Below are 14,682 nucleotides of genomic sequence, written 5' to 3'. Positions count from 1 at the left end.
TTAGGGATATGATGTTTTCGCCTGCTGGGAAGCTATTTCGTTTTCAGGTGCTGGGATTATGTATCACGCTGGCGCTGGGAAGTTCATCAACGCGGGTCTATGCCGAAGATGGCGTTCAGTTTAATGCCGACATTTTGGACGTGAACGATCGCAAAAATATCGACCTAAGCCAATTTTCCCGCAGCGGATACATTATGCCGGGAAGTTACGGCATGGTGGTTCATCTCAATAAAAGCGAGTTGCCCGAGCAGAAAATCGCTTTTTATCCGCCGGACAACGATCCTGCCGGCAGCCGCGCCTGCGTCGCTAAAGCGTTGGTCGATCAGCTTGGGCTGAAATCGGCGGCGATGCAATCGCTCACCTGGTGGCATCAGGGCGAGTGTCTGGATGAGTCCAGCCTGAAAGGCATGGTGTCGCGGGGCGATCTGGCGACGGGGACGCTGTACCTGAGCGTGCCGCAGGCTTACCTGGAATACAGCTCGGATGACTGGGATCCGCCGTCGCGCTGGGATGAGGGCATTCCAGGGCTGCTGTTCGATTACAACGTCAACGCACAAAGCCGACAGCAGCAGCAGGGCGGCACGCGTGGTTACAGCGTCAGCGGCAACGGCACCGCCGGCGCCAACCTGGGCGCGTGGCGTCTGCGCGCCGACTGGCAGGGGCAGGTCAATCATCAGACCGGCAGCGGGCAATCCACGGAAAAACGCCTGGATTGGAGCCGCTATTACGCCTATCGGGCCGTTTCCGCGCTGCGCTCGCGCCTGACGCTCGGCGAGGACTATCTGGATTCGGGCATTTTCGACAGCTTTCGTTTCTCGGGGGTGAGCCTGGTGTCGGACGACAACATGCTGCCTCCCAACCTGCGCGGCTATGCGCCTGAGGTGGTTGGGGTCGCCAAGACCAACGCCAAGGTGACCATCAGCCAGCAGGGGCGGGTGATCTATGAAACCCAGGTGGCGGCGGGGCCGTTTCGCATTCAGGACATCAACGACGCCGTCACCGGCGAGCTGGACGTGCGGGTGGAGGAACAGGACGGCGGCGTGCAAGCGTTCAAGGTCAATACCGCCAGCATTCCTTACCTGACGCGCCCCGGATCGTGGCGCTTCAAACTGGCCGCCGGCAAACCGTCGGACTGGCAACACCATTCACGCGGGCCGCTGTTCGGCACCGGCGAGTTTTCCTGGGGCGTCAGCAACGGTTGGTCGCTGTATGGCGGTGCGTTGCTGGGCGGCGACTATAACGCGCTGTCATTGGGGGTCGGCCGCGATCTGATGATGTTCGGCGCGCTGTCGTTCGACGCCACCCAGTCGCGGGCGCGGTTGCCGCAGCGAGACGAGACGCTCAGCGGCGGCTCTTACCGGGTGAGCTATTCGAAAACGTTCGACGAGCTGGACAGTCAGGTCACCTTCGCCGGCTATCGCTTCTCGGAAGAGGACTTCATGAGCATGAGCGAGTATCTCGACGCGCGCTATTACGGCAGCCGGGTCGGCAACAACAAGGAGATGTACACCATCACCTTCAACAAGCAGTTCCGCGACTGGGGGCTGAGCAGCTACCTCAACTACAGCCACCAGACCTATTGGGATCGCCCGTCCAACGACCGTTACAACCTGACGCTGTCGAGCTACTTCGATCTCGGCGAGATAAAAAACCTGAACCTGTCGCTGTCGGCCTATCGCAACCGTTACAACGACACCAACGACGACGGCGTGTACCTGTCGCTGTCGATGCCGTGGGGCAACGGCGCCACGCTCAGCTACAACAGCACGGTGAACCGTAACGACACCACGAACCGGGTGGGTTACTACCAGCGAGTCGATGAACACAACAATTACCAACTGAGCGCCGGCAGCGCCCGTCATGGTGCCAACCTGAGCGGCTACTACAACCACGAGGGTGATGCGGCGCGCCTGAGCGCCAACGCCAGCTATCAGGAAGGGCGCTACAGCGCCGTGGGGGTGTCCGCGCAGGGCGGCGCGACGCTGACGCCGGAGGGCGGCGCATTGCACCGCGTCGGCATGATCGGCGGCACGCGCCTGCTGCTGGACACCAACGGCGTGGGCGGGGTGCCGGTGCGCGGCTACGGCAGCACCGTTCGCACCAACCGCTTCGGCAAGGCGGTGGTGGCGGACGTCAACAGCTACTACCGCAACAAGGCCAGCATCGATCTGGACAAACTGGGCGACAACGCCGAAGCCACCCGCTCGGTGGTGCAGGCCACCCTGACCGAAGGCGCGATCGGCTACCGTCAGTTTGACGTTATCGCCGGCGAGAAAGCGATGGCGATCGTCAAACTGGCGGACGGCAGCACGCCGCCGTTCGGCGCCACGGTGCTGAACGCCCGCAAACAAGAGACCGGCATCGTCAATGACGGCGGCAGCGTGTACCTGAGCGGCGTCAGAGCCGGTGAGAGCATGACGCTGCACTGGAGCGGCGCGGCGCAGTGCCAGGTGCAGCTGCCGGCAACGCTGCCGGCCGACATGCTGACGCGCACGCTGCTGCTGCCGTGTCGGCCGATCGCCGCGGCGCAATCGGCCCCGGTTGAATAAACCCATCACCCTGAATCTGGAGTTATCGACAACATGCAAATTTTTTCTCTGAAAACCGCAGCGGCGTTCGCGCTGTTGGGCGCCACGGTGTCGCAGCACGCGCAGGCGGCGATCGCGCTCGACCGTACCCGGGTGATCTTCGACGGCGGCCAGAACTCGGTCAGCCTCAATCTCAGCAATCAGAATAAGCAGCTGCCGTACCTGGCGCAGGGGTGGCTGGAGGACGAGCAGGGCAACAAAATCCACAGCCCGCTGGTGGTATTGCCGCCGGTGCAGCGCATCGAGCCGGGTAAGCCGAGCCAGATCAAGATTCAGGCGTTGCCGGCGGCAAGACAGCTGCCGCAGGACAGGGAGACGCTGTACTACTTCAACCTGCGCGAGATACCGCCGAAGAGCAACAAGCCCAATACGCTGCAGATCGCGCTGCAGACGCGCATCAAGCTGTTTTATCGCCCGGCGGCGATCGTGCCGAGCCGCACCGACATGGCGACGCCATGGCAGGAGCAGCTGACGCTGACGCGGCAAGGGGAGAGTTACCAGGTCAATAACCCGACGCCGTACTACATCACCATCGTCGATGCGGGCAGCAAAAAGGGCGGTGAGGGCGTGAAAGGGTTTGAGCCCTTCATGATCGCGCCGAAGAGCCAGGCGCGCCTGACCGTAGGCGCTGCGGGGCTGGGCGGCAGCCCGGTGCTGACCTATATCAACGATTACGGCGGCCGGCCGCAGCTGAGCTTCAGCTGCAGCGGCGCGAGCTGCAAGGTGGTGCCGGAAAAACGGGCGGCGTCATGACCCACCGTGAGCGGGCGGTGTCGACGGGAGAGCCATTCAGGGGAAAAGGATGAAACGAGAACGGAGAAAGGTCGGCGAGCGCGCGTTGATGCTGGCGCTCAGCCTTGGCGTGGTCGCGATGCCTTCGGCGCAGGCCGACGTGGTGGACAACTGGCAGGTGGAGGGCGCCCATGGCGTGCTGCAGGTGTACGGCGCGCTGACGGAGAGCGCCTGTCGACTGGAGATGACCAGCGCGCGGCAGGAGATCTGGCTGGGTGAGACCGGCACCGCGCGCATGCGCCAGGCCGGCGATCGCGGGCGGCCGGTGGCGTTCGAGCTGCGTTTGATGGATTGCCTGCGCACCCCGGGCGGCCAGCGTGATGCGCGCACCGGCGCGCTGGTTTGGGCGCCGAATCAGCCGGCGGTGACGGTCAGCTTCGCCTCGGTGGCGGACAGCGACAACCCGCAGCTGGTGAAGGCGCAGGGCGTTTCCGGGATGGGGCTGCGCCTGCGTGATGGCCGTGGCCGCGACGTTCGGCTGGGGAGCCGCGGCGAGCCGCTGCTGTTGACGCCGGGGCAAGACGCGCTGAGCTACAGCGTGGCACCGGAGCGGACTGCGGCGCCGTTGATGGCCGGCGCTTATCGGGCGACGGTGGACTTTAGGCTGAACTATGACTGAGGCGAGGACATGGTGCTGAGGATAACACGGGGCCGGGCGCTGATTGGGTTGGCGGGGCTGCTGGCGCTGGGCCTTCCGCCGGCTCAGGCGACCACGGTGAACGTGCGGGTCACCGTGCTTTCTCCACCCTGCATCATCAATGGCGGGCGGCCGATCGAAGTGGATTTTGGCGACGAAGTGATGACCACCCGCATCGATGGCGTCAACTATCGGCGGGCGGTGAGTTACACGCTGACGTGCAGCGGGCAGAGCAGCAACGGGCTCAAGCTGCAGGTACAGGGGACGGCGAGCGGTTTCGACGGCCAGCTGCTGCGCACCAGTAAAGACGGGTTGGGCATTGCGTTGATGAGCGGTGGCCGCCGTTGGCCGATCAACCAGTGGTTGAACTTTACCTACCCGACCGCGCCGACGCTTGAAGCGGTGCCGGTGAAGTCGGCCACAGCCAAACTGGCGGCGGGCGAGTTCACCGCGGGCGCCACCATGAAGGTGGATTACCAGTAACGCGGGAGCGAGAGCATGAAACTACGTTTTACGGCGAGCGTGCTGCTGTGCGCCGGGATGGCGTGCCATTTCGCCTGGGCGGAGAAAACGGTCGATATGCAGTTTCGCGGCACGCTGATCGAACCGCCGCCCTGCACCATTAACGATGACGGGATCATCGACGTGAACTTCGGCGATCGCGTCGGCATTAACAAGGTTGATGGCGTGAACTATCGGCAAAATATCGGTTACCGCATTCGCTGCGAACCGGGGATCGGCAAATGGGACATGCTGTTGAGCCTGACCGGCACCGCCGCGACGTTTGACGAAGCGGCGGTGCAAACCGACCGGCGCTATCTGGGCATCCGCATTTACCAGAACGCACAGCCGTTCAAAGTGGGCAGCGCGCTGCCTGTCGATCCGGCCAAGCCGCCGGTGCTGGAGGCGGTACCGGTCGGCAAATCGGGTGAAACCCTGACGGAAGGCGCGTTCGAGGCCACGGCGACGCTGCGGGCCGAGTATCAATGAAGGAGGAGGCGAGCGTGAAAACAACGCAAGGCGGCCGGGGCGTTATCGGCCTGGTGCTGTTGGCGCTGGGCGTGAACGGGGCCGCGCAGGCCGCAGACAATCTACGCATGCGCGGTGCGCTGGTGGCGGAACCCTGCGTTATTCAGCCGGGCGACGAAGACATCGAGCTGGATTTCGGCACGCTGGTCGACAAGTACCTGTACCTGAACCAGCGCACGCAGGGGCAACCTTTCGAGCTGCGGTTGGCGCAGTGCGATCTCAGCCTGGGCAAGACGGTGTCGATCACCTTCAAAGGAACGGAGAATGCGCAGCTGCCGGGGCTGCTGGCGCTGGCGGCGAGCAGCCAGGCGCGCGGGATCGCCATCGGTATGGAGACGCTGCAGGGGCAGCCTTTGCCGCTCAACAGCGCCGGCGGCAAGTACCCGTTGCAGGACGGCGGCACGGTGATTGGCATACAGGCCTATGTGCGCGGCGAACCGGAAGCGTTGGCAAAGCGAACCCTCGGCCGCGGCGCTTTCAGCGCCATTGCGACTTTCAGTCTGGACTACCAATGAGCGCCGGGTTCCGGCAAAACAGAATAAGGATATGACGCGATGCAGCGTGTTCACTTCAGCGCGATGTACTTACTGCTCGGCCTGCTGCCGGGGCTGTGCTCGGCGCAAATTTACTCCTACGTGACCAAAAGCAGCGGTTCCCCCAGTGACGCCCAATATGAGTATGTGCTTGAGAGCTGGGATACGGATGATCCGTCGCCAAACCCTTGCTATCAGAAAAGCCAGTGTGCGATCGGGATCAACCACCGCCACACCAGCGCCAACACCGGCGGCAGCACCAATGTGACGCCATCGGCTTCGGTTGTCGGTTCCTCCGCACATCCGCAGATCACCAAACTGAAGACGATGGGGGAACTCAGCAGCTATTACCAGCGCTATTACCCGTTGCCGATTAGCGGCAACACCTCACATGTGGGCGATCCCATCACTCAGGAGTGCGTGGGGCTGTTTTATACCACCAGTTCCGGTTCCGCCGTTGTGGGGTCCAGCGCACGGCTGATGCCGAGCAGCGTCTGCGGCATCGCGCCGCCGCCGGTCGGGGTGTGCGGCATCGATGAGCAACAGCTCGATCTGAACCACGGCGTATTGCCGGATACCGAATTGGCGGGCAACACGGCGCGCGGCAGCCTGCGCGTGGTTTGCTCGCAGAAGATGAACATCGTCATGTATATCCGCGTCGGCAGCAATGGCCGCCTGGATCTGGGGAGCTCCGGCGTCTACAGCACGCTGCGCATCAACGGCGCCCTGGGCAACCTGGGGTATCAGTTCACTGCGGATACGCGCGGGGTCACGGTGCCGATCACCTCCACGCTCGGCGTGACGGGCACCATCAAGGCCGGCAATTATTCGGGCCAATCGGTCGCCATTTTGGCGCTGCCGTAGCCGCATTATCCCGCCGCGCGCCGCCACGATACGGCGCTGTGTCATGGCGGCGGCCGGGAAGGATTATTTCAAAGGGAGCGTGCCGATGGAAAGCACCATCACTCTGGCGTTTATCGATAATGACCGTTTCTTTATTGACGGTTTGCAGCAACTGCTGCTGCCGTATTTCGCGCGTCGCGGCATACGGGTGCAATTGCTCGACGCCGCCCTGGCGCACCGGGCGGATATGGTGTTTCAGTCCGTGGCGCGGGACTGGCAGGCGCGTTTCTGCCTGCGGTCAGCGAGCGACGGCCGGCCGATGAACTTTGCGTTGCGTGTGCCGGACGATACCCGTTGGCGCGAGAACCCGCGCTGCGCCAGCGAAACGGGCGTCATTTTCCGCAACGACTCGCCGGGCAGCGTATTACGCCAGTTGGAGCGAGCACTGACGGCGCGGGCGCATGGCGATGTCGCACACCGTTGCTATTGGTGTGAACGTCAGCGCATTACTCGCCGCGAACGGGATGTGATGCGCTATCTGGCCAGTGAATTACCGCAGGCCACCATCGCGCGCAACCTGCGTCTGAGCGTGAAAACCGTCAGCAACCACAAGCAGGCGGCGATGAGGAAGCTGGGGTTCAAACGCAACGCGGATCTCTACCGCTGGCTGCGCTTGGGCGGATTGAACACCGTAGAGCGGCCGCAAGGGTAAGCGGCCGGGGGGCGTCAATACAGCAGCGTCATCGCGCTGAAGAACAGCAGGGTCAACGCGATGATGATGACGTTTTGCGTGGCTTTGCGCACCAGCCTGCTGGCGCTCAGCCGGCTGTCGATGACGTAGAGCAGCGGCACCATCAGCAGCACGTAGGCAAACATCAGCATGGCGGTAAAGGGCTGCAGGTTCATTCATGTTCCTCCTGTGCGTCATCATGGCCGATCAAATGTACCAGCACGGCTTGCGTCTGGTGAGGCAAACCGACAAAAGACGGGGCGGAGGGAAAGGCCGGCACGAACGCTACGCCGGCGCGCCGCGTTTTCACCGCCGCTTGCAGGATTTTCTTTCGATGTTTCCGAGTATGGTCGACCATGCGCCTCCGAATAAGGCCGCCTGAAGGCGGCCGACTGCCGTATTGCCCATTAAGCTGGAGAAGGATTGCGGGCCACTGCCTGGCCACAAAGCCATAATATTGCGAATGATAATTATTATCAATAATGAAGATGAAAAAAATAGGGGTATTGCGGGCGGGCGTTTCGGCGGGGCATAAAAAGAAAAAGCACGCCTTGCGGCGTGCTTTGCGGAGTATTAACCCAGACGGTTACTTCTGATCGGGCAGAGCGTACGCGATCACATAGTCGCCCAGCTTGGTGCCGAAGGAACCGTGGCCGCCGGCGAAGATCAGCACGTACTGCTTGCCGTTGACCTCATAGGTCATCGGCGTCGCCTGGCCGCCGGCCGGCAAACGCGCTTCCCACAGTTTTTCACCGTTGGTCACGCTGAAGGCGCGCAGGTAGTTGTCTGCGGTGGCGCCGATGAAGAACACGTTACCGGCGGTGGTCACCGGGCCGCCCAGCATCGGCATGCCCATTTTGAACGGCAGCGGCAGCGGTGAGCTGTCGCGCACGGTGCCGATGCGTTTTTTCCACACGATGTCGTTGGTTTTCAGATCAACGGCGGAAATGTAACCCCAGGCCGGCTGTTTGCACGGCAGGCCGAACGGTGACAGGAACGGGTTCAGGGTGACGCCGAACGGCACGCCATACTGCGGCTGGATACCGGTTTCGGTGCCGCTGCCGCCTTTGTCGCCTTCCGGCGGCTCAATCGGGTTGCCTGGGCCGCGTGGGATCAGTTTGGAAACGAACGGCAGCGCGATCGGGTTGGCGATGGCGATTTCGCGATCGGTATCGACGGCCAGGCCGCCCCATTCGAACATGCCCAGGTTCCCCGGGAACACCAGCGTGCCCTGCTCGGAAGGCGGGGTGAAGGTGCCTTCATAACGCAGGCTGTGGAACATCACGCGGCAGACCAGTTGGTCATAGATGGTCGCGCCCCACATGTCCGCGCCGGTCAGTTTCTTCTCAGGACGGAAGGTCAGCTCGGAGAACGGCTGGGTCGGCGACAGGCGATCGCCCTTGGCCGGGCCCTGCGGTACCGGTTTCTCCGGCGCCGGCACTACCAGCTCGCCGTTGGTGCGGTTCAGCACGAAGATGTTGCCGGTTTTGGTCGGCACATAGATGACCGGCACTTTTTTGCCGCTCTTGTCGGTAATGTCCGCCAGGGTCGGCTGCGCCGGCACGTCCATATCCCACAGATCGTGGTGGACCGTCTGATAGAACCAGACCAGCTTACCGGTAGAGGCGTTCAGCGCCAACAGGCCGCTGGCGTAGCGCTCCATTTCCGGGGTGCGATCGCCGCCCCAGATGTCCGGCGTGGCGACGCCCATCGGCAGATAAACGATATCCAGCTTGGCGTCATAAGCGGCCGGTGCCCAGGAGTTCGGCGAGTTCGGCACGAAGTGATGCTCGTCCGCCGGGATGGCGTTCGGATCTTTCGCGCCCGGATCGAAGGCCCACAGCAGCTTGCCGCTGTTGACGTCGAAGCCACGGATCACGCCGGAAGGCTCGCGGTTGGAGTAGTTGTCGGTCACGGCGCCGGCGACGACGATCACGTTATCGGTGATCACCGGCGGCGAAGTCGGCTCGTAGTGGCCCGGCGTCGCATACGGCATGTTGCTCTGCAGATTCAGCTCGCCGTTGTTGGCGAAGTCTGGGCACGGTTTACCGGTTTCGGCATCCAGCGCGAATAGACGGCCGTCGTTGACCGGCAGAATGATGCGGCGCGCGCACATTGCCGGTGCGGCGTCGCCGGCGGCGCCCGCAGCCGCAGCGGTTTCGTGGTAAGACACGCCGCGGCAGGTGATGTGCTGGAAGGTCGGGTTATATTTCAGCTGCGGATCAAATTTCCACTTCTCTTTACCGGTGGCGGCATCCAGCGCGAACAGCTTCTGGTGCGGGGTACACATGTAAAGGGTATCGCGGATCTTGATCGGTGTGACTTCGTTGGTGATCTCGCCCGGATCGTTGGCGGTCTTCAGATCGCCGGTCTGGAAACGCCAGGCCTCTTGCAGCTGGCCGACGTTTTTGTCGTTGATCTGGCTCAGCGGCGAATAACGAGTGCCTTCCTGGGTGCGGCCATAGGCCGGCCAGTCTGCGCCGGTGGTGTCTTTCGGCTGTACCTGCGCGGCGTCGAGCGTACCGTTGATCTCTTGCGGATCGTTGAACACGGCATAGGCCAGCGCGATGACGGTGATGACCAGCGCCGCGCTCAGCGCGCCGTAGGCGAACTTGCCGTTAGCGACCAGCTTGCGGTAGATAAACGGCAGCACCAGCCACAGGCCGAAGAAGAAGGTAACGTCGAGCCGCGGCGTCAGCGCCCAGAAGTCCGGGCCGACTTCCCACAGGGCCCAAAGGGTGGTGCCCAACAGGAACACCGCGTACAGCAGCAGCGCGGTGGCGCGGCGGCGGAACAGCAGCCATGAGGTCGCCAGCAGCACCAGCCCGGCGATGATGTAATACAGCGAACCGCCCAACTTGGCGAGCCAGATGCCGCCGCCGAGCAGATAGAGCCCGCTCAGCGCGGCAAACAGCGCCGTTATGACGATAAGCGGCGATAGTGACGCTTTATTTTGCATAGCAATACCCTTACCAAAAAATGAAAGTCCCCGATTTAGAGATTAAGCCAAATCGCAAAAAACACGCGGTTTCTCCCTACTATTTCAGCGAGAAGCCGCTAGGGTGACGTAAAACCCATCCCGTTTTTTAACCTTAAGGTGCTTTGCCTTATTCAAAGCGATAAGACAAGGTGGCGCCGCCACCCCAGTTGCGCCCCGGCGCCGGCTCGAAATAGCGGCCGTTGCCTTCGTTGACGATCACCGAACCGACGTAGCGGCGATCGAAAACATTGTCCACCCGGCTGAACACGTCCAGCGCCCAGCGGTTCCAGGTAAAGCGATAGCCGGCGTTCACGCCGGCCACGGTGTAAGCGGGGGCCTGCGCGCTGTTGGCGTCATTGGCCTGAATGTCGCTCATGTAGCGCAGCTCCGCCCCGGCGTGCCAGCCTTCCGGCGGCGCATAGGCCAGCGAGGCGTAGCCCATGTTGCGGGCGATGCCCGGCAGGCGGTTGCCGGCGGGAATGGTTTGGGCCGGGGTACAAACGGCTTTGCCGCACATCTCGCTGCGGTAGGTGGCGTCCAGCAGCGTCCAGGCCATATGCAGGCGCCAGTCCAACGCGAACTCCTGATCCAGCGCCAGCTCCAGACCGCGCCGCCGGGTCTTGCCGGCGTTGGCGTAGCTGGTACGCCCGCCGCTGCTTTCCGCCACCACCAGCTCGTTGTCGGTATCGGTCTGGAACAGGGCAGCGCTCACCAGGCCGTTGCCGAGGCGCAGTTTGCTGCCCAGTTCGACGGTGTCGCTGGTGGATGGTTGCAGGCCGATGTTGAGACCCGCCTGGCCGTCGGGACGGTAGGAGAGTTCGTTGATGGTCGGGGTTTCGAAGCCGCGGCCGGCGGAGAGATAGACGTTCCACGCCGGGCTGATTTTGTAGTTGAGCGAGCCCATCGGCAGCCACTGGTGATAGCGTTTGCTGCCGCTGTCATCGCCGTTGCGCGGGGTGATGTAGTAGTCGGTCGAATCGAAGCTGACCGTGCTGTAGCGCAGGCCGGCGTCCAGCGTCCAGTGCGGCGTCAGTTGCCAGGAAGTTTGCAGGTAAGGATCCAGGTTCCAGATGCGGTTCTTCTCGTTGCGCCGCTGGTCGCCTTTCTCGCCGTAGTCCACTTTGCCGTCTCGCAGAATAAAGTTTTCGAACCCCTGCCGGCGTTCGGTCATGGTTTCATAATCCAGACCGCCGATCAGTGTTACCGGTAACGAGGCGAGAGTATCCTCATGCTTCCAGCGAGTGTCAATGCCCTGATATTTCCTTTCCAGCACGATCACCCCGCCGGCGTGGGTGGGGTTGAGCTGCGGTCCGCTCGGGATCGATTGGTACTGCGTGGTGTGGCGCTCGCCGTGGTAGGCGGTCAGCGTCAGTTCGTCGCGTTCGCTCATCTGGCGCTGATAGCGCAGGCCGGCCTGGGTCTGGTCGAGCGATTTGCGGGTGTTGTATTGATCCGCGCGCGGTGCCTGGCGTGGGTTTTCTTTCCATTCCGCCTCGGTCAGGCCGCCCGGATCGCCGGCGTCAATCGAGACGCTGTTGAACATCAGCGTCAGGGTGCTGACGTCGTCCAGCCGCACGCCGAGCTTGCCGTTGCCGAGGTTTTTCCGCGCGGCGCTGTGATCGCGGTAGCCCTGGGTGGTAAAGCGGGTGCCGGAGAGGGCGTAGTTAACGTCGCCGGCCTGGGTGCCGTCGCCGGTGGCGCCGGTTGCTTTCACCCCGTAACGCCAGGTGTTGTCGCTGCCGAAATAGCCGCCGGCTTCCAGCGTCGGCGGCTGGGTGCCGGTTATCGTATCAACGTTGATGACCCCGCCCGAGGCGTTGCCGTACAGCGCGGAATAGGGGCCGCGCAGTACCTCGATGCGTTCGACGGAATTGATGTCAATGTTGGAGGTTTGCCCCTGGCCGTCGGGCATGGTGGCGGGAATACCGTCGACGTACATGCGCACCCCGCGCACGCCGAACATCGAACGGCTGCCGAAGCCGCGTATCGACAGCTGCAGATCCTGCGCATAGTTTTGCCGATTCTGGAGCTGCAGGCCCGGCACGCTGCCGAGATTTTCCGACAGGTTAATCTGCGGGGCGGCGTTGCGCAGATCCTGGCCGTCGATCACGTTGACGGAAACCGGCGATCCCAGCTCAGTGAGGCCGGTAGGTTGCGCCATCACCACCAGGGTGTCGCTCTTTTCTTCAGTTTTTTCCGCCGCTGACGCCTGGCCGATGAACATGGGTTGCAGCAATAGCATCGCCGCCGGGGTCAGCACGGCGCTTTTCTTATTGGTCATGGGATAAATCTGCCACTGGTATTAAAAGGGAATCGCTGATCGATTCAGGGTTAGCCATCTGTCACTCCATCTACATGACGCTAAACGAAAAGGGTAGTGCATCCTGACATCAGTATAGAATATCTGCGGAAGGAACGTTCCCGGAAAATGTTCAATCCGCTGAGACGGTTAGCGGATTAATGAAACTGGCTCATAAGCTCAAGCGTATTTTGCCCCATAGTCATGGCGGCATGGGTCTTTTACTGTCATCTCATCCGAGCGGCTCTGTGTCAGGGGGCCGGTAACCATCCGCAGGAGAGTGAAGATGCAAACACGTAAGTTGGGGCGCGAAGGGCTGGAAGTATCGGCGTTGGGTCTGGGCTGCATGGGGCTCAGTTTTGGCTACGGCCCGGCTACCGACAAGCGGCAGGCGATCGATCTGATCCGTGCCGCGGTTGACGAGGGCGTGACGTTCTTCGATACCGCCGAGATTTATGGTCCGTTCACGAACGAGGAATTGTTGGGCGAAGCGCTGGCGCCGGTGCGCGATCGGGTCGTCATCGCCACCAAGTTCGGTTTCGATCTGCCGCAACCGGCGGGGCAACAGGTGTTGAACAGCCGCCCGGAGCATATTCGCCGGGCGGTGGAAGGTTCGCTGCAGCGCCTGCGGGTAGAGACTATCGATCTGCTGTATCAACACCGCGTCGATCCCGAGGTGCCTATCGAAGAGGTGGCGGGCACGGTGCAGCAACTGATTCGCGAAGGGAAAGTGAAGTACTTCGGCCTGTCGGAAGCCGGCGCGCAAACCATTCGGCGCGCCCATGCGGTGCAGCCGGTCACGGCACTGCAAAGCGAATATTCGCTGTGGTGGCGCGAGCCGGAGCGTGAAATCCTGCCGACGCTGGCGGAACTGGGCATCGGTCTGGTGCCGTTCAGCCCGCTTGGCAAGGGCTTTCTCACCGGTGCCATCACCGAAGACACCGCCTTTGACAGCGGCGATTTTCGCAACGTGGTGCCGCGCTTCAGCGCCGAGGCGCGCCGGGCCAATCAGGCACTGGTGGGCGTGCTGGGGCAGATAGCGCAGCGCAAGGGCGTGACGCCGGCGCAGATCGCCCTGGCCTGGCTGCTGGCGCAGCAGCCGTGGATCGTGCCAATCCCGGGAACCACTAAGCGTCACCGACTGGAAGAAAACCTTGCGGCGGCGTCGGTGGTGTTGACGGCGGACGAACTGGGCGAGATTGAGCGTGCGCTCTCCGCTATCGACGTGATCGGCGATCGCTACCCGGCGCATCTGCAGAAGAACGTCGGGCGTTAAGCCCCGCGCCGCAGCGCCTCAATCAGCAGCGCAAAGGCGGTGGTGTGTTGCCTGCGGCTTGGGTAATAGAGGTAATAGCCGGGAAACGGCGGGCACCACTCGTCCAGCGCCATCTGCAAGCACCCGTCGGCCAGCGCCTCGGCGACGCTGTCTTCCGGCACGAAGGCGATGCCGAGACCGAGCTGTGCGGCGTCGATTCGCTGGCGCAGGCTGTTGAAGGTCAATTGCCCCTCCACCCGTACTTTGATCTCCCGGCCATCGCGGGCGAACTCCCAGGCGTACAACCCGCCGAGGGTGGGCAGGCGCATATTGATGCAACGGTGGTTTTGCAATGCCTGCGGCGTGGCGGGGAGGCCGTGACGGGCGAAATAGGCGGGTGAGGCGACGGCCACCATGCGCATGTCCGGGCCGATGCGCACCGCGATCATGTCCTTCGCCACCTGTTCCCCCAGCCGGATGCCGGCGTCGAAACGCCCGGCGACGATGTCGGTCAGGCTATTGTCGACGGTGATTTCCACGTTGATGTCCGGGTAATCGACGAGAAAAGTGCGCAGCACCGGCCACAGCACCGCATCCACCGCGTGTTCGCCGGCGGTGAGGCGGATGTTGCCGGCGGGGCGATCGCGCATTTCACCCAGCGCGTTCAGCTCGCTTTCTATCTCCGCAAAGCGCGGGCCGATGCTGTTGAGCAGCCGCTCACCGGCCTCGGTGGGGGCCACGCTGCGGGTGGTGCGCGTAAGCAAGCGCAGCGCCAGGCGTTCTTCCAGCCCGCGGATGGCGTGGCTGAGCGCCGATTGAGACACCCCGAGCTGGGCCGCCGCTTTGGTGAAGCTGCGTTCTCTGGCCACCATCAGGAAAGCGATCAGGTCGTTAAAGTTTTCTTTCAACATATCGGCACCGGAGAGCAAGGTTAGGGCGCGGCCGCGCGTAGATTTATGAATTGAGCTCATAGCTCCTTGCGCATTTTAGCCGCTA

General features: G+C 62.7%; 13 protein-coding genes. 9 read left to right on the top strand and 4 right to left on the bottom strand.

The features are described 5' to 3' along the window. Positions 1-8: 8 nt before the first annotated feature. The 8 genes from ATE40_RS12180 (at position 9) to ATE40_RS12145 (ending at position 7,134) form a co-directional block, all read left to right on the top strand. Positions 9-2,549, top strand: a complete 2,541-nt coding sequence (locus ATE40_RS12180) for an outer membrane usher protein (protein WP_063918615.1) — start codon at positions 9-11, stop codon at positions 2,547-2,549. A 33-nt stretch (positions 2,550-2,582) separates the two neighbouring features. After that, complete coding sequence (locus tag ATE40_RS12175; RefSeq protein ID WP_063918614.1) at positions 2,583-3,341, top strand: fimbria/pilus periplasmic chaperone; 759 nt, start codon at positions 2,583-2,585, stop codon at positions 3,339-3,341. Positions 3,342-3,390: 49 nt separating this feature from the next. Further along, positions 3,391-3,999: a fimbrial protein gene (locus tag ATE40_RS12170; RefSeq protein WP_050439758.1), complete on the top strand. Its 609-nt coding sequence runs from the start codon at positions 3,391-3,393 to the stop codon at positions 3,997-3,999. A gap of 9 nt (positions 4,000-4,008) precedes the next feature. Then, positions 4,009-4,500 carry a fimbrial protein gene (locus tag ATE40_RS12165; RefSeq protein WP_025159864.1) on the top strand — a complete coding sequence of 164 codons (492 nt, stop codon included), beginning with the start codon at positions 4,009-4,011 and terminating at the stop codon, positions 4,498-4,500. A 15-nt stretch (positions 4,501-4,515) separates the two neighbouring features. Then, the gene (locus ATE40_RS12160) at positions 4,516-5,007 is read left to right on the top strand and encodes a fimbrial protein (protein WP_019453462.1); all 492 of its coding nucleotides are present in this window, start codon (positions 4,516-4,518) and stop codon (positions 5,005-5,007) included. Then, a complete protein-coding gene (locus ATE40_RS12155; protein ID WP_019453463.1) occupies positions 5,004-5,561 on the top strand; it encodes a fimbrial protein in 558 nt (185 codons plus the stop codon). The genes ATE40_RS12160 and ATE40_RS12155 overlap by 4 nt, the downstream gene beginning before the upstream one ends. Before the next feature lie 39 nt (positions 5,562-5,600). Next, positions 5,601-6,443, top strand: coding sequence for an MrpH family fimbial adhesin (locus ATE40_RS12150; protein WP_063918613.1), 843 nt, complete (start codon positions 5,601-5,603; stop codon positions 6,441-6,443). 85 nt (positions 6,444-6,528) lie between these two features. Further along, positions 6,529-7,134, top strand: a complete 606-nt coding sequence (locus ATE40_RS12145) for a helix-turn-helix transcriptional regulator (RefSeq protein ID WP_025159863.1) — start codon at positions 6,529-6,531, stop codon at positions 7,132-7,134. Positions 7,135-7,148: 14 nt separating this feature from the next. Here ATE40_RS12145 and ATE40_RS12140 read toward each other — a convergent pair whose 3' ends face one another. The 3 genes from ATE40_RS12140 to pqqU form a co-directional block, all read right to left on the bottom strand. Then, positions 7,149-7,328 (bottom strand): hypothetical protein, encoded by a 180-nt coding sequence (locus ATE40_RS12140; protein ID WP_019453466.1) that lies wholly within the window; start codon positions 7,326-7,328, stop codon positions 7,149-7,151. A gap of 410 nt (positions 7,329-7,738) precedes the next feature. After that, positions 7,739-10,111 carry a glucose/quinate/shikimate family membrane-bound PQQ-dependent dehydrogenase gene (locus tag ATE40_RS12130; RefSeq protein ID WP_019453468.1) on the bottom strand — a complete coding sequence of 791 codons (2,373 nt, stop codon included), beginning with the start codon at positions 10,109-10,111 and terminating at the stop codon, positions 7,739-7,741. Positions 10,112-10,259: 148 nt separating this feature from the next. Further along, positions 10,260-12,356: a TonB-dependent receptor PqqU gene (gene pqqU / locus ATE40_RS12125; protein ID WP_063918649.1), complete on the bottom strand. Its 2,097-nt coding sequence runs from the start codon at positions 12,354-12,356 to the stop codon at positions 10,260-10,262. A gap of 361 nt (positions 12,357-12,717) precedes the next feature. On the opposite strand from pqqU, the gene ATE40_RS12120 reads away from it, so the two are divergent. After that, positions 12,718-13,707, top strand: a complete 990-nt coding sequence (locus tag ATE40_RS12120) for an aldo/keto reductase (RefSeq protein ID WP_063918611.1) — start codon at positions 12,718-12,720, stop codon at positions 13,705-13,707. Here ATE40_RS12120 and ATE40_RS12115 read toward each other — a convergent pair. Next, positions 13,704-14,597, bottom strand: a complete 894-nt coding sequence (locus ATE40_RS12115; RefSeq protein ID WP_063918648.1) for a LysR family transcriptional regulator — start codon at positions 14,595-14,597, stop codon at positions 13,704-13,706. The genes ATE40_RS12120 and ATE40_RS12115 overlap by 4 nt on opposite strands. Positions 14,598-14,682 lie beyond the last annotated feature (85 nt).

This window comes from Serratia surfactantfaciens, assembly GCF_001642805.2.
Taxonomy (GTDB): domain Bacteria; phylum Pseudomonadota; class Gammaproteobacteria; order Enterobacterales; family Enterobacteriaceae; genus Serratia; species Serratia surfactantfaciens.
The sequence above is the reverse complement of the archived record's forward strand: the minus strand, read 5'-3'. Positions and strand labels throughout refer to the sequence as shown.